Below are 23,186 nucleotides of genomic sequence, written 5' to 3'. Positions count from 1 at the left end.
CGCTGCTGCTTCTTCGTCACTGCGGCTTCTTCGTCACTGCGGCTGCCTCGCCGTCCCGGCCGCGCCTCACGCGGCCGTGTCGGCGACCAGGCGCTCCACGGCCTCGATGGCCTCGCCGACCGCGGCCGGGTTCTGGCCGCCGCCCTGGGCGACGTCCGGCTTGCCGCCACCGCCGCCGCCGAGGGTCTTGGCGGCCGTGCGGACCAGGTCGCCGGCCTTCAGGCCGCGCTCGCGGGCGGCATCGTTGGTGGCGATGACCGTCAGCGGCTTGCCGTTGGTGACGGTGAACAGGGCGACCACGGCCGCCCGCCCGCCCTGGATGCGGCCGCGCACGTCGAGGACCAGCTTGCGCAGGTCGTCGGCGGTCGTGCCGTCCGGGACCCGGCCGGTGACCACGGCGACGCCCCGGACGTCCCGGGCGGACTCGGCGAGCCCGGCGGCGGCCTGCAGCACCTTCTCGGCGCGGAACTTCTCGATCTCCTTCTCGGCGTCCTTCAGCCGGGCGAGCATGCCGGAGATCTTCTCGGGCAGCTCCTCCGGGCGGCCCTTGAGCAGCTCGGTGAGCTGGTTGACGACCGTGTGCTCACGGGCGAGGAAGTGGTAGGCGTCCACGCCGACCAGGGCCTCGATACGGCGCACCCCGGAGCCGATGGACGACTCGCCGAGCAGCTTGACCAGGCCGAGCTGGGCGGTGTTGTGCACGTGGGTGCCGCCGCACAGCTCCTTGGAGTAGTCGCCGATGGTCACCACGCGGACCCGGTCGCCGTACTTCTCGCCGAACTCGGCGATGGCGCCCTGCCGCTTGGCCTCGTCCAGGCTCATGATGTCGGCCTGCACGTCGAGGTCCCGGGCCAGCACCTCGTTGATCTTCTGCTCGACGTCCAGCATCACCGACTGCGGTACGGCGGAGGGGGAGCCGAAGTCGAAGCGGAAGCGGCCGGGCTGGTTCTCGGAGCCGGCCTGGGCGGCCGTGGGGCCCAGGGCGTCGCGCAGCGCCTTGTGGGTGAGGTGGGTGGCCGAGTGGGCGCGGGCGATGGCCTTGCGGCGCGGGGCGTCGATGGCGGCGTGCGCCTTGGCGCCCACGGTGACCTCGCCGACCTGGACGACGCCCTTGTGGACGTAGACGCCCGGCACCGGCTTCTGGCAGTCGCGCACCTCGATCACGGCACCGGCGTCGGTCCTGATGCGGCCGGTGTCGCCGATCTGGCCGCCGCCCTCGGCGTAGAACGGGGTGCGGTCCAGGACGACCTCGACCTCGTCGCCCTCGGTGGCGGCCGGGGAGGACACCCCGTCGACGAGGATGCCGACGATGGTGGACTCGCCCTCGGTGTCGGTGTAGCCGATGAAGTCGGTCTCGCCGGCGGTGTCGGCGATCTCGCGGTAGGCGCCGAGGTCGGCGTGGCCGGTCTTCTTGGCCTGGGCGTCCTTCTTGGCGCGCTCCCGCTGCTCCCGCATCAGGCGGCGGAAGCCCTCCTCGTCCACGCTCAGGCCCTGCTCGGCGGCCATCTCCAGGGTGAGGTCGATGGGGAAGCCCCAGGTGTCGTGGAGCAGGAAGGCCTTGTCGCCGGGCAGGACGTTCTTCCCGGCGGCCTTGGTCTCGGCGACGGCGGCGTCCAGCACGTTGGTGCCGGCGTTGAGGGTCTTGAGGAAGCGCTCCTCCTCGGCGAGGGCGACCTTCTCGATGCGCTCCCGGTCGGTGACGAGCTCGGGGTACTGCCGGCCCATCATGCCGATGACGGTGTCGATGAGGTCCTTGACGACCGGGCCGGTGGCGCCGAGCAGCCGCATGTTGCGGATGGCGCGGCGCATGATGCGGCGCAGCACATAGCCGCGGCCCTCGTTGCCGGGGGTGACGCCGTCGCCGATGAGCATGACGGCGGTGCGCATGTGGTCGGTGACGACGCGCAGCGACACGTCGGAGTCGTGGGCGTCGCCGTAGCGCACGCCGGTGAGCTCCGTGGCCTTGTTGATGACGGCCATGGAGGTGTCGATCTCGTACATGTTCTGCACGCCCTGCAGAATCATGGCGAGCCGCTCCAGGCCGAGGCCGGTGTCGATGTTCTTGCTCGGCAGGTCGCCGAGGATCTCGAAGTCCTCCTTGCCGGTGCCCTCGCCCCGGACGTACTGCATGAAGACCAGGTTCCAGATCTCCACGTACCGCTCGTCGTTGACGGCGGGGCCGCCCTCGGGGCCGAACTCGGGGCCGCGGTCGTAGTTGATCTCCGAGCAGGGGCCGCACGGGCCGGGCACGCCCATGGACCAGAAGTTGTCCTTCTTGCCCAGACGCTGGATGCGCTCGGCCGGCACGCCGATGACGTCCCGCCAGATCTGCTCGGCCTCGTCGTCGTCCTGGTAGACGGTGATCCACAGCCGGTCCGGCTCCAGGCCGTAGCCGCCCTTGTCCTGCGGCGTGGTCAGCAGCTCCCAGGCGAGCTTGATGGCGCCCTCTTTGAAGTAGTCACCGAAGGAGAAGTTGCCGCACATCTGGAAGAACGTGCCGTGCCGCGTGGTCTTGCCGACCTCTTCGATGTCGGGTGTGCGCACGCACTTCTGCACGCTGGTGGCGCGGACGAACGGCGGCGTGGTCTCGCCCAGGAAGTACGGCTTGAAGGGCACCATGCCGGCGTTGACCAGGAGCAGAGTCGGGTCGTCCGCGATGAGCGACGCCGAAGGGACGACGGTGTGCCCGCGCTCCTCGAAGAAGCTCAGCCAGCGACGGCGGATCTCAGCCGACTCCATCAGTGGTCCTCATTCCGGTTGTACGTGTACGTCGTGGTGTCGGCGACGTACGGCTTCGGCTTGTCTTGGTTCTTGACGGCGTTCTCGATGGCGGCGTACCGCCTGGGCGCGGGGAGTTCGGGCTCGACGGGGGCGTTCAGGCCGAGCGCCTCGCCGAGTTCGGCCTCCCGCCGGGCCATGTGGTCCCGGACCTCGAGGGCGAAGCCCACCGCACGGTCCTTGAGCCGGTGGCCCGCCTCGATCGCCCTGTCGGCCGCGGCGGCGGCCAGGTTCTCCGGGGTGAGCTGCTTCAGCTTGCGGTTGACCTTGGTGGTGGCCCACACACCGGTGGCGACACCCGTGGTGAACCAGAATGCGCGGCGGAACATGCTCGGTCAGGTCCTCTTCTCCCAGTCGTTCCCCCGGTCGTTGCCCCAGTCGTTCCCCCGGTCGTTGCCCCGGTTGTTGCCCCGGTCGTTCACCCGGTTGTTGCCCCGGCTGCCGCGCTGTCGTCCCCGCGTGGTCGTCACGGTGCGGCCGACGATCACGGTACGCCTCGATGCCCGGGCGGGTGCGTCCTCCTGCCTGCGGCCGGCCAGTGCGCGGCGCACGCCGTAGCCGAAGGCCGCGACCTTGACCAGGGGGCCGCCGAAGGTGGAGGCCACGGTGGTCGACAGCGCGGAGGCGTTGGACGTGACCTCCTGGACGTCGGAGGCGATCGCGTCGACCCGTTCGAGCTGGGTCTGCGCGGAGCGCACCGCCGCGGAGGCGTCGGCCAGCAGCGGGACGGCCTGGTCGGTCACGTCCGCGACGAGCTTGGTGGTCGCCCTGAGCGTCTGGGCCAGCCTCGCCAGCGCGACGGCGAGGAAGGAGACCAGGATCGCCCAGAAGACGGCCACCAGGATTCCGGCCACCTCTCCACCGGACACTTGGCGCACCTGCTCCCTGAAAACGTGCCTGTCGAGCGTCTGCCTGAGCATCGGAAAAAGTCGTGCACCGAGCCTATCGCGCCGGGACTCGCGCCCCGTACCGGATTAGGCACCGGAACAACGCCCCGCAGGAACGGGCGGCCGGCCGCCGGGCGCGAGGGGCCGGGCACGGGCCGCCGGCGGCGGGCTGCGGCGCAGACACCGCAGCCCGCCGCCCCGTCCGCCGGGACGGCGGGGGGACGGCGGGCTGGCAGGCGAAGGGCCTACGGCCGCCGGCGGGAGATCAGCGGGCGTAGTACTCGACGACGAGCTGCTCGTCGCAGATCACCGGGATCTCCTTGCGGTTCGGCTCGCGGTCCAGGCGGAACGCCAGGGCCTTGAGGTTCACCTGGAGGTAGCGCGGGGTCTCGCCCTCGGGGGCGAAGCCGCCCTCGCGGGCGATCTGGAAGAGCGTCTTGTTGCGGCTGCGCTCGCGGACCTGGACCACGTCGTCCGGACGCACGCGGAAGGACGGCTTGTCCACCTTGTGGCCGTTGACCTCGATGTGGCCGTGGACGACCATCTGGCGGGCCTGGTAGATCGTGCGGGCGATGCCGGAGCGCAGGACGAGGGCGTCCAGACGGGTCTCCAGCTCGACGATCAGGGCCTCACCGGTCTTGCCCTGCACCTTGGAGGCGCGCTCGTAGGCGCGCACCAGCTGGCGCTCGGAGATGTCGTACTGCGCGCGCAGACGCTGCTTCTCCAGCAGACGGACCTTGTAGTCCGAGTTCTGCTTGCGGCCACGGCCGTGCTCACCCGGCGGGTAGGGACGGGCCTCGAAGTACTTGACGGCCTTCGGGGTCAGCGCGATGCCGAGGGCACGCGACTTCTTGACCTTCGGGCGGGACTGGTTCGCCATGAACCAAACACCTCATGTTTCTGTGTAGTACGGCTTCACCAGGGTTAAGGGAGGTCGCATCCGCAGCCGGGGAATTCCCCGCGGGTCCGCCGGACCCGCCGGGCAGCCGCTCCCCCGGTCTGGGCACATCCGTGCAGCACGCGAGTGGCCCACCGACCTCTCCCGGGGCGTGCCGGGTGGTGGTGGGCTGCCCGCGACACCGTTCGTCGGTGCGCGACGCTCCTGGATCCCCGTGCCTGACGGCGGTGGGGTTCCGGCTGAATGTCCCGCTCTGGTGGTGCCGGCCCCTCTCGGGAGTCCGGACACGGGACGCAGCGCTTCCAGGAAGTCTACCGGGTCGGCGGGAATGCCCCGTACCAGGGCCGGACCGGGGCCGCACTGGGGCCGGGCCGGGCCCCGGCCGGCGCCGTCACCCGCGCGCCGGGGAGCGTCCGTGCCCGTGGCCGTCCACCGGCCCCGCGGCCGCCCCCGTCACGGCTCCCGCGGCTCCTCCCGCTCCCGCTCCCTCGCCCGCGTCGGCGCCGGGGCGCCCCGCAGCCGCTCGCGGACGCGTTCGACGACGTCGGCGTAGCGGGACTCGGCGCCGTAGCGGGTGGGCTCGTAGTAGCGGCGGTCCTTGAGGGCGTCGGGGGCGTACTGCTGGGCGGCGATGGCGCCGGGGACGTCGTGGGGATAGACGTAGCCCTGGGCGTGGCCGAGCCGGGCGGCGCCCCGGTAGTGGCCGTCGCGCAGGTGGGGCGGGACCGGGCCGGCCAGGCCCTTGCGCACGTCCTCCAGGGCGGCGCCGATCGCCAGGGTCGCGGAGTTGGACTTGGGGGCGAGGGCGAGGGCGATCGTGGCGTGGGCCAGGGTCAGGGCGGCCTCGGGGAAGCCGATCATGGCGACGGCCTGCGCGGCGGCGACCGCGAGGGGCAGGGCGTGGGGGTCGGCGAGCCCGATGTCCTCGCTGGCGGAGATCATCAGGCGGCGGGCGATGAAGCGGGGGTCCTCGCCGGCCTCGATCATCCGGGCCAGGTAGTGCAGCGCGGCGTCCACGTCGGAGCCGCGGATCGACTTGATCAGAGCGCTGGCGACGTCGTAGTGCTGGTCGCCCGAGCGGTCGTACTTCACGGCGGCCCGGTCGACCGTCTCCTCCAGCGTCTCCAGGCCGATCTCGCTCTCGCCCTTGGCGAGCGCGGCCCCGGCGGCGGCCTCCAGCGCGGTCAGCGCGCGCCGCGCGTCGCCGCCGGCGATGCGCAGCAGGTGGGCCTCGGTGTCCTCGGGGAGGGTGACGGCGCCCTTCAGGCCGCGCTCGTCGGTCAGGGCGCGCCGCACCAGGTCGCGGACGTCGTCGTCGGTGAGGGGTTCGAGGGTCAGCAGCAGGGACCGCGACAGCAGCGGGGAGATGACCGAGAAGTACGGGTTCTCGGTGGTCGCGGCGATCAGGGTGACCCAGCGGTTCTCCACCGCGGGCAGCAGGGAGTCCTGCTGGGCCTTGCTGAAGCGGTGGATCTCGTCGAGGAAGAGGACGGTCTCGGTGCCGTAGCCGCCGCTGGCGCGGCGGGCGCCGTCGATGACCGCGCGGACCTCCTTGACGCCCGCGGTGATCGCCGACAGTTCCACGAACCGCTTGTTGGTGGCCTGGGAGACGACGTACGCCAGGGTCGTCTTGCCGGTGCCGGGCGGACCCCACAGGATCACCGAGGACGGTCCGGCCGGCCCCGGCGCGCCCTCGCCCACCAGGCGGCGCAGCGGCGATCCGGGCTTCAGCAGGTGCCGCTGGCCGACGACCTCGTCCAGGGTGCGCGGGCGCATCCGTACGGCCAGGGGGCTGGCGGCCGGGTCCTTCTCCCGGCGCTCCTCTGCTGCGGCGGTGAACAGGTCGGGCTCCACGTCGGCAACCCTATGTCACCGCACCGACAGTGCCCGGGCCCGGGAACCGGCGGGACTGAACCGGCGGGACTGAACCAGCGGGACTCAGGCCCAGAGCTGGCTGCCCCAGCGGGTGAGGATCAGCATGGCGATGATGCCGACGTGCGTGACGGGCAGGACCCAGGTGAACTCGGCGAGGAAGGTCTTCACCGGGCGCGGTGCCGGCAGGAAGTCGTTGCGGACGTTGAAGGAGGTCACGTACCAGAACATGAGGAGCGTGGCGATCCAGGCCAGGGTGCACCACAGGCACAGCGCGTTGATCCGGTACAGCGACTGGAACATCAGCCAGGTGACGAAGCAGACGCCGAACAGCGTGCCGGCGTTGAAGGTCAGCCAGTACCAGCGGGGGAAGCGGGCGCGGGCCAGCAGGCTCATGCCGACGCAGACGACGATGCCGTAGCAGACCAGGCCGAGCATCGGGTTGGGGAAGCCGAAGACGGCGGCCTGCTTGCTCTCCATGACGCTGCCGCAGGAGATGATCGGGCTGATGCTGCAGCTCGGCGTGAAGGTCTTGCCGCTGACCTTGCCCTCGAGGATCTTGAACTTGTCGATCGTGATGACCCACGAGGCGAGCAGGCCCGCCGCTCCGGTGATCACCAGCAGCAGGGCGAAGGCGCGGCTGCCGCCCACCGTGCGCGGCGCGGTGTCGGCGCGCTCCGGCTGAGGCTTCGTGGAGACGTCGTCCCGGACTGTCGTCTTGCTCATCACGCCGATTCCGTCACGTTGGGGGTGGGCCTTCTTCGGGTCGGGGCCATTGTGCCGCACGCACCCGTGCGTCCACCGTTCGATGGACATAAGGAGGTACGCGAAAGCGCGGCCGAACGTTCGATTCCGGCCGATGTCCGGCGGTGTGACGCGCCACGCGGACGAGGTCGCGGCGGGTGTCCGGGGTGAGGCCTCGTACAGCGCCTGGCCGCGGCGAACGCCCAGGTCGGCGCCGCCGGCGACGATGGTGTCCCGGCGGTGCTTCCGCGTCCGGGGCGCGGGCGGGACGACCGGCCCCGGGTCCGCCCCGGATCCGTCCCGGGTGCGGGCCCGGGGCGCGGCGCACGCGTGGCGCCCGCCCGCCGGAATCGTCCGGCAGGACGAACGCGTGCCCGCGGGGTTGACGGCCCGCGGGACCGTCAGCCCAGCAGCGCCTCGAGTTCCGCGACGATCTCGTTGATGCCGACCGCCCGCTGCTCCCCGGACTCCATGTCCTTGAGCTGGACGACGCCCTCGGCGAGGTCGCGCCCGCCGGCGACGACGGCGTAGCGCGCGCCGGAGCGGTTGGCCGATTTCATCGCCGACTTCAGGCCCTTGTCGCCGTAGGCGAAGTCCGCCGCGACGCCCACCCGGCGCAGTTCGGTGACCTTGGCGAACAGCACGCGGCGGGCCTCCTCGCCGAGCGGGACGGCGTAGACGGCCGTCGGGGCGGGCAGGTCCAGCTCCACGCCCTCGGCCTCCAGGGCGAGGACCGTGCGGTCCACGCCGAGGGCCCAGCCGACGGAGGGCAGGGCGGGGCCGCCGATCATCTCGGACAGGCCGTCGTACCGGCCGCCGCCGCCGACGGCGGACTGGGAGCCGAGGCCGTCGTGGACGAACTCGAAGGTGGTGCGGGTGTAGTAGTCCAGGCCGCGCACCAGCTTGGGGTCGTCCTCGAAGGCGACGCCCGCCGCCGTGATCAGTTCGCGGACCTCCTCGTGGTACGCCTTGCAGGCGTCGCACAGGTAGTCCCGCAGCAGCGGCGCCTCCCGCAGCTGCCGCTGCACCGACTCGCGCTTGTCGTCCAGGACGCGCAGCGGGTTGATGTCGATGCGGCGGCGGGTCTCCTCGTCGAGGTCCAGGCCGCGCAGGAAGTCCTGCAGGGCCGTGCGGTAGACCGGGCGGCACTCCTTGTCGCCCAGCGAGTTGAGCAGGATGCGGAAGTTCCGCAGCCCCAGCGAGCGGTAGGCCTGGTCGGCGAGGATGATCAGCTCGGCGTCCAGTGCCGGGTCCTCCGCGCCGATCGCCTCGGCGCCGACCTGGGAGAAGTGCCGGTAGCGGCCCTTCTGGGGGCGCTCGTAGCGGTAGTACGAGCCGGAGTACCACAGCTTGACCGGGAGGTTGCCCGCCTTGTGCAGGTTGGCCTCCAGGGCCGCGCGCAGCACGGAGGCGGTGCCTTCGGGGCGCAGGGCGAGGCGGTCGCCGCCCTTGGTCTCGAAGACGTACATCTCCTTGGTGACGATGTCGGTGGACTCGCCGACACCGCGCGCGAACAGCTCGACGTTCTCGAAGCCGGGCGTCTCGATGTAGCCGTAGCCGGAGGCGCGCAGCGGGGCGGCGATCGCCTCGCGGACGGCGAGGTACTTGGCGCTGTCCGGCGGAAGCAGGTCGTAGGTGCCCTTGGGTGCCTTGAAGGTGCTCACGGAAGGTCTCTCGTCACATTCCTCGTCGGGGAGCCCCGGCTTGGCGGGCTCCCTGGCCGGCGGCCACCTGCTGCAGATAGGGGTTGGTGGCGCGTTCACGGCCGATGGTCGTCTGGGGGCCGTGTCCGGACAGCACCACGGTCGAGTCGTCGAGGGGCAGGCACACGCGGGCCAGCGAGTCGAGCATCTCGGCCATGTCACCGCCGGGCAGGTCGGTGCGTCCGATGGAGCCGGCGAACAGCAGGTCGCCCGAGAACAGGATCGGCGGGACGTCCGCCGCCTCGGGCAGCCCGAAGGTCACCGACCCCTTGGTATGGCCGGGCGCGTGCGACACGGTGAGCTCCAGGCCCGCCAGCCGGAGCGTCGCGCCGTCGGCCAGCTCGCGGACGTCGTCCGGCTCCCCCACCGTCAGCTCGCCCATCAGCGGCATCCCGATGGAGCGGCCGAGGGCCTTCTCCGGGTCGCTCATCATGTACCGGTCGGCGGGGTGGATCCACGCCGGCACGTCGTGGGCGCCGCATACGGGGACGACCGAGGCGACATGGTCGATGTGGCCGTGGGTGAGGACGACGGCGACGGGCTTGAGCCGATGCTTCTTCAGCGCCTCCTCGACTCCGGGGGCGGCCTGGTGGCCGGGGTCGATGATCACGCACTCCTCACCGGCGGCGGGGGCGACGAGGTAACAGTTCGTCCCCCAGGCCCCGGCGGGGAACCCGGCAATGAGCACGATCGTCCTTCGTTGTGTCGGTCTGTACGTCGTTGCTGTCGGATGCGGGCGGCTACGGCCTGCCGTCAGAGCCTACCGGCGCTGCCGATTCCTCAGCGAACCCATATACGGTACGGGGCACACGCAGGCGGTCGTCTCACCGGACGCACGCGTATCCGTCGACCCATCCAGACGCATGAGGAGTCAACCCGGTGGTCAGCCAGGAGCAGCGGCGGCGTCAGCTCGCCCGGGAGAAGTTCTTGCGGCAGCAGCAGCGGCGTATCGAGGCCCGGCGCAAGGCACGGATCCGCAACTCGGTGATCGCCTCGGTGCTGGGCGTGGTCCTGGTGGCCGGCGTGGTGTCGTACACCACCGGGGTCTTCGAGAGCGACGACCAGCAGAACGCGAGCGCGGACGCCAGTCCCAGCGCCTCGGCGACCAGCAAGGCCCCGGACCCCTGCGCCAAGCCGGCCAAGGGCTCGGTGAAGAAGCTGACGTGGAAGAAGGAGCCGGCGATGACGATCGACACGTCGGCGAAGTACACGCTGAAGCTCGCCACGACCTGCGGTGGGATAGACGTCGCGCTGAAGGCGTCGGCGGCGCCGCACACGGTCAACTCCTTCGCCTTCCTCGCCGGCAAGGGCTACTTCGACCACACCAAGTGCCACCGGCTCACCACCAACGGCATCTACGTGCTGCAGTGCGGCGACCCGACCGGCACCGGCACCGGCGGTCCCGGCTACACGCTCCCGGACGAGAACCTGAAGGACAAGAGCCTCAAGGGCGGCGTGTACCCGGCGGGCACGGTGGCGATGGCCAACCAGTACAACGCGCAGACCAAGCAGGGGCGCCACACCGGCGGCAGCCAGTTCTTCCTCGTGTACCAGGACAGTCCGCTGCCGCCCAACTACACCCCGTTCGGTACGGTTTCCGCATCCGGCATGAAGGTGCTGAAGAAGATCGCCGCCGCCGGGGAGAGCACGGGCCAGGGCGACGGGGCGCCCAACGCGACGGTCGTGATCGACAAGGCGACGGTGACGAAGTCCTGACCCCGTCCTGCCCCTCTCCCGACCCCGAACTGCGGAATTTCGGTCGCGCGGGATGCGGACAGGCAACCCGCCGGTCGCCTATGTTGGCCGTGACGAAACTGTGGACGATGCCCAGGGGTGAGCGAGACCCGCAGGCATCATGTGGAGGAGGCGCTGTGAGCAGCAGCCCGTGGGGCCGCGTCGACGAGACGGGGACCGTGTACGTGCGGACGGCCGACGGCGAGAAGGTCGTCGGCTCCTGGCAGGCCGGCTCCCCCGACGAGGCGCTGGCCTACTTCGAGCGCAAGTACGAGGGCCTGGTGGTCGAGGTCGGCCTCCTCGAGAAGCGGGTGCAGACGACCGATCTGTCCGCCAAGGACGCCCACGCGGCCATCGATCACCTGCGCGAGCAGGTCGACGCCCACCACGCGGTCGGCGACCTGGACGCCCTGCGCGCCCGCCTGGACAAGCTCGCCGAGCTCGTCGAGCGGCGCCGCGAGGAGCGCAAGGCGCAGCGGGCCAGGCAGGCCGAGGAGGCCCGCCGGGCCAAGGAGGCGCTGGTCGCCGAGGCGGAGCGGCTGGCGCAGTCGGACCAGTGGCGGGCGGCCGGGGAGCGGCTGCGCGCGCTGGTGGACGAGTGGAAGCGCCTGCCCCGCCTGGACCGCAAGTCGGACGACGAGCTGTGGCACCGCTTCTCGCACGCCCGCTCGGCGTTCTCCAAGCGGCGCAAGCAGCACTTCGCGCAGCTGGACGCGCAGCGCGAGGAGGCCCGCCGCGTCAAGGAGCGGCTGGTCGCCGAGGCGGAGGCGCTGTCGGGCTCGACCGACTGGGGGCCGACGGCGGCCCGCTACCGCGAGCTGATGGCGGAGTGGAAGGCCGCGGGACGCGCCCAGCGGGAGCACGAGGAGGAGCTGTGGAACCGCTTCCGCGGTGCCCAGGACGTCTTCTTCGCGGCCCGCAGCTCCGTCTTCGCCGAGCGGGACGCCGAGCAGGCGGAGAACCTGAAGCTGAAGGAGGAACTGGCCGAGGAGGCGGAGAAGCTCCTGCCGATCACGGACCTGAAGGCGGCGCGGGCCGCGTTCCGCTCGATCAACGAGCGGTGGGAGGCCATCGGGCACGTGCCGCGGGACGCGCGTCCGCGCATCGAGGCCCGGATGCACGCCGTGGAGCGGGCGCTGCAGGAGGCCGAGGAGGCCGAGTGGCGACGCACCAACCCGGAGGCCCGTGCGCGCGCCGAGGGGCTCACCGGCCAGCTCCAGGCCGCCGTGGACAAGCTCAGGTCCCAGATCGAGCAGGCCCGCGCCCAGGGCAACACCGCCCGGGCGGAGAAGCTCGAGAAGGAACTGGAGGGCCGCCAGGCCCTGCTCGACCAGGCGCTGAAGGCGCTGCAGGAGTTCGGCAGCTGACGGCCGCCTCCTCCTGACGACCGCCTCCTTCCGGACACGGCGAGGGCCCTGTACGCGTCGTACGGGGCCCTCGCCGTGTTTCCCCCGGCGCACCGCGGCCGGGTGCGGGCCGGTGTCCTGTGACCGGGACGGGGCGTCCTACGACCGGTTGCGGGCCGACGTCACCCGGTACACGTCGTAGACGCCCTCCACGCCCCGTACCGCCTTCAGGACGTGCCCCAGGTGCTTGGGGTCGCCCATCTCGAAGGTGAAGCGGGAGGTGGCGACGCGGTCGCGGGAGGTCTGCACGGCCGCGGAGAGGATGTTGACGTGCTGGTCGGACAGGACGCGGGTGACGTCCGACAGCAGGCGGGAGCGGTCCAGGGCCTCCACCTGGATGGCGACCAGGAAGACCGAGGACTGGGTGGGTGCCCACTCGACGTCCAGGATGCGCTCGGGCTCGCGGGAGAGGGACTCCACGTTGAGGCAGTCGCTGCGGTGCACGGAGACGCCGTTGCCGCGGGTGACGAAGCCGATGATGGGGTCGCCGGGGACGGGGGTGCAGCAGCGGGCCAGTTTGACCCACACGTCGTCGGCGCCCTTGACGACGACGCCGGGGTCGGCGCTGGTCCGGCGCTTGCGGCCGCGCCCGCGGGTGGGCGGCACCGCCTCGTCGATCTCCTCGGTGGCGGCCTCCTCGCCGCCGAGCGCCTGCACGAGCTTCTGCACGACGTTCTGCGCGGAGACGTGCCCCTCGCCGATCGCCGCGTACAGCGCGGAGATGTCGGGGTAGCGCATCTCGTGCGCCAGCGTCACCAGCGAGTCGCCGGTGAGGATGCGCTGGATGGGCAGGTTCTGCTTGCGCATGGCGCGGACGATGGCGTCCTTGCCCTGCTCGATCGCCTCGTCGCGGCGCTCCTTGGAGAACCACGCGCGGATCTTGTTGCGGGCGCGCGGCGACTTGACGAAGCCGAGCCAGTCCCGGGAGGGGCCGGCGCCGGGTGACTTGGAGGTGAAGACCTCCACCAGGTCGCCGTTGTCGAGGGTGGACTCCAGCGGTACGAGCCTGCCGTTGACCCGGGCTCCTATCGTCCGGTGGCCGACCTCGGTGTGGACCGCGTACGCGAAGTCCACCGGGGTCGCCCCGGCCGGGAGCGCGATGACGTCGCCCTTGGGGGTGAAGACGAAGACCTCGTTGCGGGAGAGGTCGAAGCGCAGGGACTCCAGGAACTCGCTGGGGTCCTCGGTCTCCTTCTGCCAGTCCAGCAGCTGCCGCAGCCACGCCATGTCGTTGATGGCGTCCTTGTCCTTGCCGGACGTCCTCGGGGCATCGGTGCGGATCTTGGAGGCGCCGGCGACGGCGTCCTGCTTGTACTTCCAGTGCGCGGCGATGCCGTACTCGGCGCGCCGGTGCATGTCGAAGGTGCGGATCTGCAGCTCGACCGGCTTGCCCTCGGGGCCGATGACCGTCGTGTGCAGCGACTGGTACATGTTGAACTTGGGCATCGCGATGTAGTCCTTGAACCGCCCGGGAACGGGGTTCCAGCGGGCGTGGACGGTGCCCAGTGCGGCGTAGCAGTCGCGGACGGTGTCGACGAGGACGCGGATGCCCACCAGGTCGTAGATCTCCGCGAAGTCGCGGCCGCGGACGATCATCTTCTGGTAGACGCTGTAGTAGTGCTTGGGGCGGCCGGTGACGGTGGCCTTGATGCGGGCGGCGCGCAGGTCGGCCTGGACCTCGTCGATGACCTTGGCGAGGTACTCGTCGCGCTTGGGGGCGCGCTCGGCGACCAGGCGGACGATCTCGTCGTACATCTTGGGGTAGAGGATCGCGAAGGCGAGGTCCTCCAGCTCCCACTTGATGGTGTTCATGCCCAGGCGGTGGGCGAGCGGCGCGTAGATCTCCAGGGTCTCGCGCGCCTTCTTCTCCTGCTTCTCGCGCTTGAGGTAGCGCATGGTGCGCATGTTGTGCAGGCGGTCGGCGAGCTTGATGACCAGGACGCGGGGATCCTTGGCCATGGCGACGACCATCTTGCGCACGGTCTCGGCCTGGGCGGCCTCGCCGAACTTGACCTTGTCCAGCTTGGTGACGCCGTCGACGAGCAGGGCGACGGTGTCGCCGAAGTCGCGGCGCAGCTGGTCCAGGCCGTACTCGGTGTCCTCGACGGTGTCGTGCAGCAGGCCCGCCATCAGGGTGGGGGCGTCCATGCCGAGCTCGGCGAGGATGGTGGTGACGGCGAGGGGGTGGGTGATGTACGGGTCGCCGCTCTTGCGCTTCTGGCCGCGGTGCCAGCGCTCGGCGACCTGGTAGGCGCGCTCGATCTGGCGCAGGGTGGCGGCGTCGATCTTCGGATCGTTGCCGCGCACTATCCGCAGCAGCGGCTCCAGCACCGGGTTGTAGGGGTTGGCGCGCTGGACGCCGAGGCGGGCGAGGCGGGCCCGGACGCGGTTGGAGGAGCCGGAGCGCGCGGGCGGGGAGGCCGGGGTGCGGACCGTGGGGGGCTGGGCGGGCCGCTCGGGCGGGGCCGGTTTGGGGCGCGCCTGCTCGGCGGTCTTGTCCACGGGCGCGGACTGGGCGTGCTCGACCGGCCCGCGGGCATCGTTCTGCGCGTGCGCCGCCGCGTGCGGCGCGGGCTTCGCCGCGGGTCCCGAGGCACCCTCGGGCTTGGCGGCGGTCAGTGGCTGGGCCTCGTCTGGCAAGAGGACTCCTCGTGCGCGTTCCGGGTCCCCCGGTCAGGCTCCGGAAACCCCATGGTAGCGATCCCGTGTTCCGGGGATCGCCTTCCGGCCGAAGCAGGGGCCGTCCCGCTCCCGGAACACGGGAGGCGGTCCGGGGATTCCGGCGGGATTCCGGCGATGATCCGTGCGGGGCGGAAGCCGGTCCGCGGAGCCCGGAGGGAGCCGGCCTGCAATGAGCCGGAGGAAGCCGGGCCTGCGGGGCTCGGAAAAAGGTCCGCACCCCCAGGGACGTCCCCGGGGGTGCGGACCATGTCGGTGCGCCCTCGGTCCCGGACCGCGAGGTCCCGAACCGTGAGATCCGGACCGTGCAGTCCCGGATCGTGCGGTCTCAGACCGTGAGCAGGGCCTCCAGAGAGGCCCCTCCCAGGGCCGGTTCGAGGCGGGCGCGGCCGCCCAGGAAGCCGAGTTCCATGAGGACCGCGACACCGGCGACCTGCGCGCCGGCGCGGCGGATCAGCGTCAGGGACGCCTCGGCGGTGCCGCCGGTGGCGAGGACGTCGTCGACGACCAGCACGCGGTCGCCGGCGCTCAGGTCCTCGGCATGCACCTCGATCTCCGCGGAGCCGTACTCCAGGTCGTAGGACTGGCGCAGGGTGGCTCCGGGGAGCTTGCCCGCCTTGCGGACGGGGACGAAGCCCAGGCCGGCGCGGACGGCGACCGGGGCGCCCAGGATGAAGCCGCGGGCCTCCAGGCCGACCACCTTGGTCGCGCGGCTGCGGCCGGCGATCTCGGCGAGGGCGTCGGTGAGCGCGGTGAAGGCGGCCGGGTCCGCCAGGAGCGGGGTGATGTCCTTGAACATCACGCCCGGCTCCGGGTAGTCGGCGACGTCCCGGATACGGCTGAGCAGCAGTTCCTTGATGTCGGTCATCGGCGCTTCCCCGAGGGTCGGCCCCGGCCGCGGCTGCGGGAGGCGGGCTGGCTGCGCGGGCCCACGCCGGCGGGAGCCGCGTCCTCGGCGTCCTCGGCGTTCCCGGCGCCGGAGCGGGCGTCCACGAGGTCTCCCTCCGCGGCCTGGGCGCGCTTGGCCAGCACCCGCCTGCGCAGCGCCCGCATCTGCGGCTCGCGCTCCTTGAGGTCGGCGACGAGCGGCGTGGCGATGAAGATCGAGGAGTACGCGCCGGCCGCGAGGCCGACGAACAGCGACAGCGAGATGTCGTTGAGCGTGCCGGCGCCGAGGAAGCCGCCGCCGATGAACAGCAGGCCGGCCACCGGCAGCAGCGCGACCACCGTGGTGTTGACGGAGCGGACCAGGGTGCCGTTGATCGAGCGGTTGGCGATGTCGCTGTAGGTGAACCGGGTCTGCTTGGTGATGTCCTTCGTCTGCTCCTTGAGGGAGTCGAAGACGACGACCGTGTCGTAGAGCGAGTAACCGAGGATGGTCAGCAGACCGATGACGGTGCCCGGGGTCACCTCGAAGCCGACCAGGGCGTAGATGCCGGTGGTGATGGTGATGTCGTGGATCAGGGCGACGAGCGCGGCGACGGCCATCCGCCATTCGAACGCGATCGCCAGGTAGATCACGACGAGCACCATGAAGATCGCCAGGCCCTGCCAGGCCTTGTTGGCGATCTGGTCGCCCCAGCTTGGGCCGACCAGGTCGGCGCCGATCTTCTCCGGGTTCATCCCGAAGTCCTTGGCGAGGTCGTTCTTGACCTCGTCGGACTGCTGGGTGTCCATGCCGGCGACCTGGATGCGCAGGCCGCCGGTGCCGAGCTTTTGCACGACCGCGGGGTGGCCGGAGGCCTCCTGCGCGTAGCGCTCGGCCTGGGCCACGGAGACGCCGGTCTTCGGGGTGGTGAAGACGGCGCCGCCCTGGAAGTCGATGCCCATGTTCAGGCCGCGCACCGCCAGGCCGAGGACGGCCGTGATGGTGATGAGGACGGAGATGCCGTACCAGATCTTGCGGTGGCCGATGAAGTCGTAGCTGACCTCGCCACGGTGCAGTCGGGCGCCGAGGTTGCCGATCTTCGACATCTCTCACGCCTCCTTCGTCTCGACGGGGCCGGCGGCGGGACCGGCGGGGCGGCGGGTGCGGCGCAGCGGCGGCTTGGCTCCCAGGCTCTTCGGGTCCAGGCCGGACCAGCGGTGTCCGCTGGCGAAGAACTTCCGGCGGGCCAGCAGGGTCATCAGCGGCTTGGTGAAGAAGAACACGACGACCACGTCGAGCAGGGTGGTCAGGCCCAGGGTGAACGCGAAGCCCTGCACCTTGCCGACGGTGACGATGAACAGCACCGCGGCGGCGAGGAACGACACGAAGTCGGAGACCAGGATGGTGCGCCGGGCGCGCGGCCAGCCGCGTTCGACCGCGGGGCGCAGCGTGCGGCCCTCCCGGATCTCGTCGCGGACGCGTTCGAAGTACACGATGAACGAGTCCGCCGTGATGCCGATGGCGACGATGGCGCCGCAGACCGCCGGCAGGTTCAGCGCGAAGCCGATGGTGGGGCCGAGCAGCGACATGATCACGTAGGTGAGGACGGCGGAGACGATCAGCGAGGCGATCGCGATGACCGACAGGCCGCGGTAGAAGGCCACCAGGTAGATGACGACCAGCGCGAGGCCGATGGCGCCGGCGATCAGGCCGGCGTGCAGCTGCTCGCCGCCGAGCGCGGCGGTGACGGTGGTCACGCTCTGCTCCTTGAAGGAGAGCGGGAGCGCACCGTACGACAGCATGTTGGCGAGGTTCTGCGCCTCCTCCTGGGTGAAGCTGCCGGAGATCTCCGCGCTGCCGCCGGTGATGGCGGAGCTGACGTAGGGGTGGGAGACGACCTCGTCGTCCAGGACGATGGCGAACTCGTTCTGCGGGGTGGTCTTCTGCGCCAGCTTCCCGGTGACGTCGGCGAACTTCTTCGAACCGCTGGAGTCGAAGTTCATCTGGACCTGCCAGCCGCCGCCGGTCTGGGTGTCGAGGACGGCCCGGGCCTTCTTCACCTCGGTGCCGTCGACGGCGACCGGGCCGAGCAGGAACTTGCTCCAGGTCTTGCCGTCCTTGCCGCAGGCGACGGTGGGCTCGCCGGGCTTGGCGCCCTTGCCCGCGGTGGCCCGCTGGTCGGGCTTGCTGCAGTCCAGGGCCGCGTACCGGGCTTGGAGCCGGCTGCTCGCGTCGCCGTTGCCGGAGCCGCGGCTCGCGGAGGGCGTGGCGGAGGCCTTGGCGGACGCGGAGGTCTTGGCGCTCGCGGAGTTCTTGGCGGACGCGGAGGTGCTCGGGGTCGCGTCGGCCTTCAGCGCGTCGGTGACGGCGCGGCCCTGCGAGGTGGCGGAGGCCGACGGGCTGGGGGAGCCGGAGCTCGCCTTCTGCTTGCCGTTGGTGCCGGTCTTGCCGGTCTTGCCGGTGCCCGACGCGCTCGGCGAGGGGCTGGGGCTCGTGCCGGCCGCGGCGCCGCTGACCTCGCGCTGCAGGACCGGGCGGAAGTACAGCTTGGCGGTGGTGCCGACCTGCTCCCGGGCCTCCTTGGAGTTGGTGCCCCGGGGGATGTTGACGATGATGTTCCGGTCGCCCTGCGTCTGGACCTCGGCCTCGGAGACACCCAGACCGTTGACACGGCGGTTCATGATCTCGACCGCCGTGTCCATGTTGGTCTTGTTGATCGCGTTGGGCTGCCCCGGCTCGTTGACCGCCTCCAGGGTGATGCTCGTGCCGCCGGCCAGGTCGATGCCGAGACGCGGAGTGGTCTGTCCGGAGGCGAACATGCCTCCGGTGAGCGCCACGATGGCGATCAGGATGAGGGCCAGCGAGCGCCACGGTTTGCTCTGGGCGTTCGCGCTGCGGCCCCTCTTGGGTGCTGGCACCTTCTCGTACTCCCTCTCGGGCCGCGCCGGCGCCGTCCGGGCGCGGCGGCGGCCATCACATGGTCTGGGGCTTGTGGGCGAGGCGCGCACGCTCCCGCGGCGCGCGGACTGCCGGCCGCGCGCCGCGGGAGGTGGCTACTTCGCCTCGGGCCCGCCGTCGGTCTTCTTCGGCGCTTCGTCCTCCGCCGTCTTGTCGTCCCGCGCGGCCGGGGCCGCGGTGTCGGACGGCTCCTCGGCCGCGTCCTTCTTGCCGAGGTCGAGGGGCTTGTCGTCGGAGGCGTCGGCGGCGGGCTCGTCGGTCTCGGTGAGGGAGGGGGCGTCGTCGGGGACGACGTCGGACTTCAGGTCGTGCTCGATGCCGTGGACGATGCGGTTGTACTCGTCGTCGGTGAGGACGGCACCGATCGCGTTCTTGGCGAACAGCAGTTCCACACCAGGGCCGGCGTCGAGGAGGACCGTGTCCTCGTTGACCTCCTTGACCGTCGCGTACATGCCACCGATGGTCCGGACGCCGGAACCGGGCTGCATCTGGTTCCGCATCTCGGCGGCCTGCTGCTGCTTCTTCTTGGCCGACCGAGTCATCAGGAACATAACCCCGATGATCGCGATGAACGGGAGGAAGGTCACGAGGTTATTCACGGGACGAGTTTTTCCTTCGCACGACCGCGGCGATGGGCGGCCTGGTGGATGGGGGTGGGCGCACCGCCCGCAAAGGCGGCATCGGCGGAGTCTAAGCGAGTCCGCGCACAGGGAACAACGCTCAGCATGGCACCCCGGTTCCGGCTCCGGCCAGCGCGCACGGCGCCGCGGCACCGTCACGCCCCGAACAGGTCCTGTTGTCCGTTTCCGGCGGTGGCGGAGCGGGGCGGCGTGAGGCCGAGATGCGCCCATGCGGCGGGGGTGGCGATCCGGCCGCGCGGGGTGCGGGCGAGCAGGCCCTCGCGGACCAGGAAGGGCTCGGCGACCTCCTCGACGGTCTCCCGCTCCTCCCCCACCGCCACGGCGAGGGTGGACAGGCCGACCGGTCCGCCGCCGAACAGTTTCAGCAGCGCCTCCAGGACCGCGCGATCGAGCCGGTCCAGGCCGCGGGAGTCGACCTCGTAGACGGCCAGGGCCGCTCGGGCGATCTCCCGGGTGATGACGCCGTCGGCCTTGACCTGGGCGTAGTCGCGCACCCGGCGCAGCAGGCGGTTGGCGATGCGGGGGGTGCCGCGCGAGCGGCCGGCGATCTCGGCGGCGCCCTCCGGTTCGATCTCGACGTCCAGCAGGCGCGCGGAGCGGTGGATGACGCGCTCCAGTTCGGCCGGTTCGTAGAACTCCATGTGCGCGGTGAAGCCGAAGCGGTCGCGCAGCGGGGGCGGCAGCAGGCCGGCCCGGGTGGTGGCGCCGACCAGGGTGAACGGGGGCAGTTCCAGGGGGATGGCGGTGGCTCCGGGCCCCTTGCCGACGATCACGTCGACGCGGAAGTCCTCCATCGCCATGTAGAGCATCTCCTCGGCCGGCCGGGACATGCGGTGGATCTCGTCGAGGAAGAGGACCTCGCCCTCCTGCAGGGAGGACAGGATCGCGGCGAGGTCGCCGGCGTGCTGGATGGCGGGGCCGGAGGTGATGCGGATGGGGGCGCCCATCTCCGCGGCGATGATCATGGACAGGGTGGTCTTGCCGAGGCCGGGAGCGCCGGAGAGCAGGACGTGGTCGGCGGTGGCGCCGCGCGCGCGGGCGGCGCGCAGGACGAGGTCGAGCTGTTCGCGGACCTTCTCCTGGCCGATGAACTCGTTCAGGTCCTTCGGACGCAGGGCGGCCTCGACGGCTTGGTCCTCGCGGTCGGCGACCGAGTCCACCAGCCGTTCCGCGGCCGAGTCCACCAGCCGCTCCGCGGCGGGGTCGACGAGCCGCTCGGCGGCGGGGGCGGCGTCGGTGGTGTCGTCCCAGTTCATGTGGTGTGCCTCGGGGAGATCGTCAGCGGGCTCGGTTCAGGGTCTGCAGGGCCGCCTTCAGCAGCTGGCCCACCTGGGGCGGGCCGCCGGCGGTCTCGGCCAGGGGGGTCACGGCGGCCACGGCCTCGTCGGCCTCGCGGGCGGCGTAGCCGAGGCCGACCAGGGCGGCGTGCAGCTGGTCGCGCCAGCCGGAGCCGCCGGAGGCGTTGGCGACGGGCGCGCCGGCCGGCTCGCCCAGGCGGTCCTTCAGCTCCAGCAGCAGTTTCTGCGCGCCCTTGCGGCCGATGCCGGGCACCGCGGTGAGGGCCTTCTCGTCGCCGGTGGCGACCGCGCGGCGCAGGGCGTCGGGGGTGTGCACGGCCAGCATCGCACGGGCCAGCCGCGGGCCCACGCCGCTCGCGGTCTGCAGCAGCTCGAAGACCTGCCGTTCGTCGTCGTCCGCGAAGCCGTACAGGGTGAGGGAGTCCTCGCGCACGACGAGCGAGGTGTAGAGCCTGGCGGTGTGGCCGACGCGGAGCGTGGAGAGCGTGGTGGGGGTGCACTGGACGGCCATGCCGACGCCGCCGACCTCGATCACCGCGGCGTCGGGGGCGAGGGCGGCGACGGTGCCGCTCACGAAGGCGATCATGGCGTGGTACGGCCTTTCGGTGCGTGCAGGGCGGCGGCCCGCTGCAGGCGGTCGAGCGCGGGGGCGCGCCAGATGTGGCAGATGGCGAGCGCGAGGGCGTCGGCGGCGTCGGCCGGTTTCGGGGGCGCGGACAGCCGCAGCAGGCGGGTGACCATGGTGCCGACCTGGGCCTTGTCGGCGCGGCCGGTGCCGGTGACGGCGGCCTTGACCTCGCTGGGGGTGTGCAGGGCGACGGGGATGCCGCGCCGGGTGGCGCACAGGAGGGCGACCGCGCTCGCCTGGGCGGTGCCCATGACGGTGCGGACGTTGTGCTGGCTGAACACCCGCTCCACGGCGACGTACTCCGGCCGGTACTCGTCGAGCCACTGCTCGAGGCCCTGTTCGACGGCGAGCAGGCGGTGCCCGAGGTCGGCGTCGGCCGGGGTGCGGACGACACCGACGCCGAGCATGGTCAGCGGCCGGCCCGCGACCCCCTCGACGACGCCGACACCGCACCGCGTCAGCCCCGGGTCCACCCCCAGTACGCGCACGCGCCCCCTCCCTTCGATCGCCTGTTTGTGCAGGCTATCGGGTACCGCTGACAACGGCGGCAAAGGGACGGGCCGACGGGTGTGTGTCCCGTTGGCCCGGTCGGTCAGGCCCGCGCCGGCGCTACGCGCCGACCTTCTCCATGATCTCGTCGCTGACGTCGAAGTTGGCGAAGACGTTCTGCACGTCGTCGCTGTCCTCGAGGGCGTCGATGAGCTTGAAGATCTTCTTGGCGCCCTCCTCGTCCAGCTGCACCTGGACGGAGGGGACGAAGTTGGCCTCGGCGGACTCGTAGTCGATGCCGGCGTCCTGCAGCGCGGTGCGCACGGCGACCAGGTCGGAGGGCTCGCTGATGACCTCGAAGGTCTCGCCGAGGTCGTTGACCTCCTCGGCGCCGGCGTCGAGCACGGCCGCGAGCACGTCGTCCTCGGTCAGCTCGCCCTTGGGGACGATGACGACGCCCTTGCGGTTGAACAGGTACGACACCGAGCCCGGGTCGGCCATGGAGCCGCCGTTGCGGGTCATGGCGACGCGGACCTCGGAGGCGGCGCGGTTGCGGTTGTCGGTGAGGCACTCGATGAGCACCGCGACGCCGTTGGGCCCGTAGCCCTCGTACATGATCGTCTCGTAGTCGGCGCCGCCGGCCTCCAGGCCCGCGCCGCGCTTGACGGCCGACTCGATGTTCTTGTTGGGAACCGAGTTCTTCTTGGCCTTCTGGATCGCGTCGTACAGGGTCGGGTTGCCGTCGGGGTCGGGGCCGCCCAGGCGGGAGGCGACCTCGATGTTCTTGATCAGCTTCGCGAAGAGCTTGCCGCGCTTGGCATCGATCACGGCCTTCTTGTGCTTCGTCGTGGCCCATTTAGAGTGGCCGGACATCTGCCTGTCTCCTTCGCGTAACCCAGCTCTGTACGAACTCCCCCAGCTCCCCCTAGAGGTGAACGGCCGGGGGGACCCCCAGAGATCCTACAAGGACTCCGCCGCCGTGCTCGTGCGCACCATGTCGACGAACAGGCGGTGCACGCGGTGGTCGCCGGTCAGTTCCGGGTGGAACGACGTGGCCAGCGCGTTGCCCTGGCGGACCGCGACGATGTGGCCGTCGTGCTCGGCGAGCACCTCGGCCGCGGCGCCGGCGGACTCGACCCAGGGGGCGCGGATGAAGACGCCCTCCACGGGAGGGCCCGCGATGCCCTTGACGTCGACCGCCGCCTCGAAGGACTCGTTCTGGCGTCCGAAGGCGTTGCGGCGCACGATCATGTCGATGCCGCCGACGGTCTCCTGGCCCGAGCGCGGGTCGAGGATCTTGTCGGCGAGCATGATCATGCCGGCGCAGGTGCCGTAGACGGGCATGCCGGCCCGTACCCGCGCGCGCAGGGGGTCCATCAGGCCGAAGAGGACGGCCAGCTTGGAGATGGTGGTGGACTCGCCGCCGGGCAGCACGAGGCCGTCCACCTCGGCGAGTTCCTCGGGGCGCCTGACCGGCCTGGCCACGGCGTCGGCCGCGGCCAGGGCGGTGAGGTGCTCCCGTACGTCGCCCTGGAGGGCCAGGACGCCCACGACAGGAGTGTTGTTCATCGGGTGATCACCAGGGTTGGACCGGAGGGCCGGG

Annotated in this window: 19 protein-coding genes and 1 pseudogene; 2 read left to right on the top strand and 18 right to left on the bottom strand. The window is 71.6% G+C overall.

Annotated elements, in window-relative coordinates; translation table 11 throughout:
- Positions 1–66: 66 nt before the first annotated feature.
- From alaS to IE225_RS24390, 8 genes and pseudogenes are all read right to left on the bottom strand, one after another.
- Positions 67–2,739, bottom strand: a complete 2,673-nt coding sequence (alaS, locus tag IE225_RS24425; protein ID WP_190059745.1) for an alanine--tRNA ligase — start codon at positions 2,737–2,739, stop codon at positions 67–69.
- Positions 2,739–3,107, bottom strand: a complete 369-nt coding sequence (locus IE225_RS24420) for a hypothetical protein (RefSeq protein ID WP_190059744.1) — start codon at positions 3,105–3,107, stop codon at positions 2,739–2,741. The genes alaS and IE225_RS24420 overlap by 1 nt, the downstream gene beginning before the upstream one ends.
- Before the next feature lie 105 nt (positions 3,108–3,212).
- Positions 3,213–3,647 (bottom strand): annotated as a pseudogene (locus IE225_RS24415) (DUF948 domain-containing protein); the annotation flags it as partial.
- Between the two features lie 283 nt (positions 3,648–3,930).
- Positions 3,931–4,545, bottom strand: a complete 615-nt coding sequence (rpsD, locus tag IE225_RS24410; protein WP_190059743.1) for a 30S ribosomal protein S4 — start codon at positions 4,543–4,545, stop codon at positions 3,931–3,933.
- A 471-nt stretch (positions 4,546–5,016) separates the two neighbouring features.
- Positions 5,017–6,417, bottom strand: coding sequence for a replication-associated recombination protein A (locus tag IE225_RS24405; protein WP_190059742.1), 1,401 nt, complete (start codon positions 6,415–6,417; stop codon positions 5,017–5,019).
- An 84-nt stretch (positions 6,418–6,501) separates the two neighbouring features.
- A complete protein-coding gene (locus tag IE225_RS24400) occupies positions 6,502–7,161 on the bottom strand; it encodes a vitamin K epoxide reductase family protein (protein WP_190059741.1) in 660 nt (219 codons plus the stop codon).
- A 419-nt stretch (positions 7,162–7,580) separates the two neighbouring features.
- On the bottom strand, positions 7,581–8,843 hold the full coding sequence (hisS, locus tag IE225_RS24395) for a histidine--tRNA ligase (protein WP_190059740.1): 1,263 nt from the start codon (positions 8,841–8,843) through the stop codon (positions 7,581–7,583).
- Between the two features lie 13 nt (positions 8,844–8,856).
- Positions 8,857–9,570, bottom strand: coding sequence for an MBL fold metallo-hydrolase (locus tag IE225_RS24390; protein WP_190059739.1), 714 nt, complete (start codon positions 9,568–9,570; stop codon positions 8,857–8,859).
- 191 nt (positions 9,571–9,761) lie between these two features.
- Between IE225_RS24390 and IE225_RS24385 the strand changes: the two genes are divergently transcribed.
- Together IE225_RS24385 and IE225_RS24380 are read left to right on the top strand one after the other, a co-directional pair.
- On the top strand, positions 9,762–10,598 hold the full coding sequence (locus tag IE225_RS24385; protein WP_190059738.1) for a peptidylprolyl isomerase: 837 nt from the start codon (positions 9,762–9,764) through the stop codon (positions 10,596–10,598).
- 155 nt (positions 10,599–10,753) lie between these two features.
- The gene (locus IE225_RS24380; protein WP_190059737.1) at positions 10,754–11,983 is read left to right on the top strand and encodes a DUF349 domain-containing protein; all 1,230 of its coding nucleotides are present in this window, start codon (positions 10,754–10,756) and stop codon (positions 11,981–11,983) included.
- Positions 11,984–12,121: 138 nt separating this feature from the next.
- On the opposite strand, the gene IE225_RS24375 is transcribed toward IE225_RS24380, so the two are convergent.
- The 10 genes from IE225_RS24375 to pdxT all read right to left on the bottom strand — a co-directional run bounded on the left by IE225_RS24375 (position 12,122) and on the right by pdxT (position 23,152).
- Positions 12,122–14,662 (bottom strand): RelA/SpoT family protein, encoded by a 2,541-nt coding sequence (locus IE225_RS24375; RefSeq protein WP_190059736.1) that lies wholly within the window; start codon positions 14,660–14,662, stop codon positions 12,122–12,124.
- A gap of 367 nt (positions 14,663–15,029) precedes the next feature.
- Positions 15,030–15,569 (bottom strand): adenine phosphoribosyltransferase, encoded by a 540-nt coding sequence (locus tag IE225_RS24370; RefSeq protein WP_190059735.1) that lies wholly within the window; start codon positions 15,567–15,569, stop codon positions 15,030–15,032.
- Positions 15,566–16,675 carry a protein translocase subunit SecF gene (gene secF / locus IE225_RS24365; RefSeq protein WP_190059734.1) on the bottom strand — a complete coding sequence of 370 codons (1,110 nt, stop codon included), beginning with the start codon at positions 16,673–16,675 and terminating at the stop codon, positions 15,566–15,568. The genes IE225_RS24370 and secF overlap by 4 nt, the downstream gene beginning before the upstream one ends.
- A 3-nt stretch (positions 16,676–16,678) precedes the next feature.
- Complete coding sequence (gene secD / locus IE225_RS24360; RefSeq protein ID WP_190059733.1) at positions 16,679–18,487, bottom strand: protein translocase subunit SecD; 1,809 nt, start codon at positions 18,485–18,487, stop codon at positions 16,679–16,681.
- A 135-nt stretch (positions 18,488–18,622) separates the two neighbouring features.
- A complete protein-coding gene (gene yajC / locus IE225_RS24355; RefSeq protein WP_268250017.1) occupies positions 18,623–19,126 on the bottom strand; it encodes a preprotein translocase subunit YajC in 504 nt (167 codons plus the stop codon).
- Positions 19,127–19,302: 176 nt separating this feature from the next.
- Complete coding sequence (ruvB, locus tag IE225_RS24350) at positions 19,303–20,424, bottom strand: Holliday junction branch migration DNA helicase RuvB (RefSeq protein WP_229879997.1); 1,122 nt, start codon at positions 20,422–20,424, stop codon at positions 19,303–19,305.
- 22 nt (positions 20,425–20,446) lie between these two features.
- The gene (ruvA, locus tag IE225_RS24345; protein ID WP_190059732.1) at positions 20,447–21,052 is read right to left on the bottom strand and encodes a Holliday junction branch migration protein RuvA; all 606 of its coding nucleotides are present in this window, start codon (positions 21,050–21,052) and stop codon (positions 20,447–20,449) included.
- Positions 21,049–21,582, bottom strand: coding sequence for a crossover junction endodeoxyribonuclease RuvC (gene ruvC / locus IE225_RS24340; protein WP_190059731.1), 534 nt, complete (start codon positions 21,580–21,582; stop codon positions 21,049–21,051). Before ruvC ends, ruvA begins: the two co-directional genes overlap by 4 nt.
- 121 nt (positions 21,583–21,703) lie before the next feature.
- On the bottom strand, positions 21,704–22,456 hold the full coding sequence (locus IE225_RS24335) for a YebC/PmpR family DNA-binding transcriptional regulator (protein WP_190059730.1): 753 nt from the start codon (positions 22,454–22,456) through the stop codon (positions 21,704–21,706).
- 87 nt (positions 22,457–22,543) lie between these two features.
- On the bottom strand, positions 22,544–23,152 hold the full coding sequence (gene pdxT / locus IE225_RS24330; RefSeq protein WP_190059729.1) for a pyridoxal 5'-phosphate synthase glutaminase subunit PdxT: 609 nt from the start codon (positions 23,150–23,152) through the stop codon (positions 22,544–22,546).
- Between the last annotated feature and the right edge of the window lie 34 nt (positions 23,153–23,186).

It is taken from the genome of Streptomyces echinoruber (genome assembly GCF_014651135.1).
Classification (GTDB): domain Bacteria; phylum Actinomycetota; class Actinomycetes; order Streptomycetales; family Streptomycetaceae; genus Streptomyces; species Streptomyces echinoruber.
The sequence above is the reverse complement of the archived record's forward strand: the minus strand, read 5'-3'. Positions and strand labels throughout refer to the sequence as shown.

Excerpts from the sequence above, each read along its gene's own strand:
- pdxT (WP_190059729.1), bottom strand. The coding sequence starts at position 23,152 with ATGAACAACACTCCTGTCGTGGGCGTCCTGGCCCTCCAGGGCGACGTA.
- IE225_RS24335 (WP_190059730.1), bottom strand. The coding sequence starts at position 22,456 with ATGTCCGGCCACTCTAAATGGGCCACGACGAAGCACAAGAAGGCCGTG.
- IE225_RS24400 (WP_190059741.1), bottom strand. The coding sequence starts at position 7,161 with ATGAGCAAGACGACAGTCCGGGACGACGTCTCCACGAAGCCTCAGCCG.
- ruvB (WP_229879997.1), bottom strand. The coding sequence starts at position 20,424 with ATGAACTGGGACGACACCACCGACGCCGCCCCCGCCGCCGAGCGGCTC.
- alaS (WP_190059745.1), bottom strand. The coding sequence starts at position 2,739 with ATGGAGTCGGCTGAGATCCGCCGTCGCTGGCTGAGCTTCTTCGAGGAG.
- ruvA (WP_190059732.1), bottom strand. The coding sequence starts at position 21,052 with ATGATCGCCTTCGTGAGCGGCACCGTCGCCGCCCTCGCCCCCGACGCC.
- IE225_RS24370 (WP_190059735.1), bottom strand. The coding sequence starts at position 15,569 with ATGACCGACATCAAGGAACTGCTGCTCAGCCGTATCCGGGACGTCGCC.
- IE225_RS24420 (WP_190059744.1), bottom strand. The coding sequence starts at position 3,107 with ATGTTCCGCCGCGCATTCTGGTTCACCACGGGTGTCGCCACCGGTGTG.
- secF (WP_190059734.1), bottom strand. The coding sequence starts at position 16,675 with ATGTCGAAGATCGGCAACCTCGGCGCCCGACTGCACCGTGGCGAGGTC.
- rpsD (WP_190059743.1), bottom strand. The coding sequence starts at position 4,545 with ATGGCGAACCAGTCCCGCCCGAAGGTCAAGAAGTCGCGTGCCCTCGGC.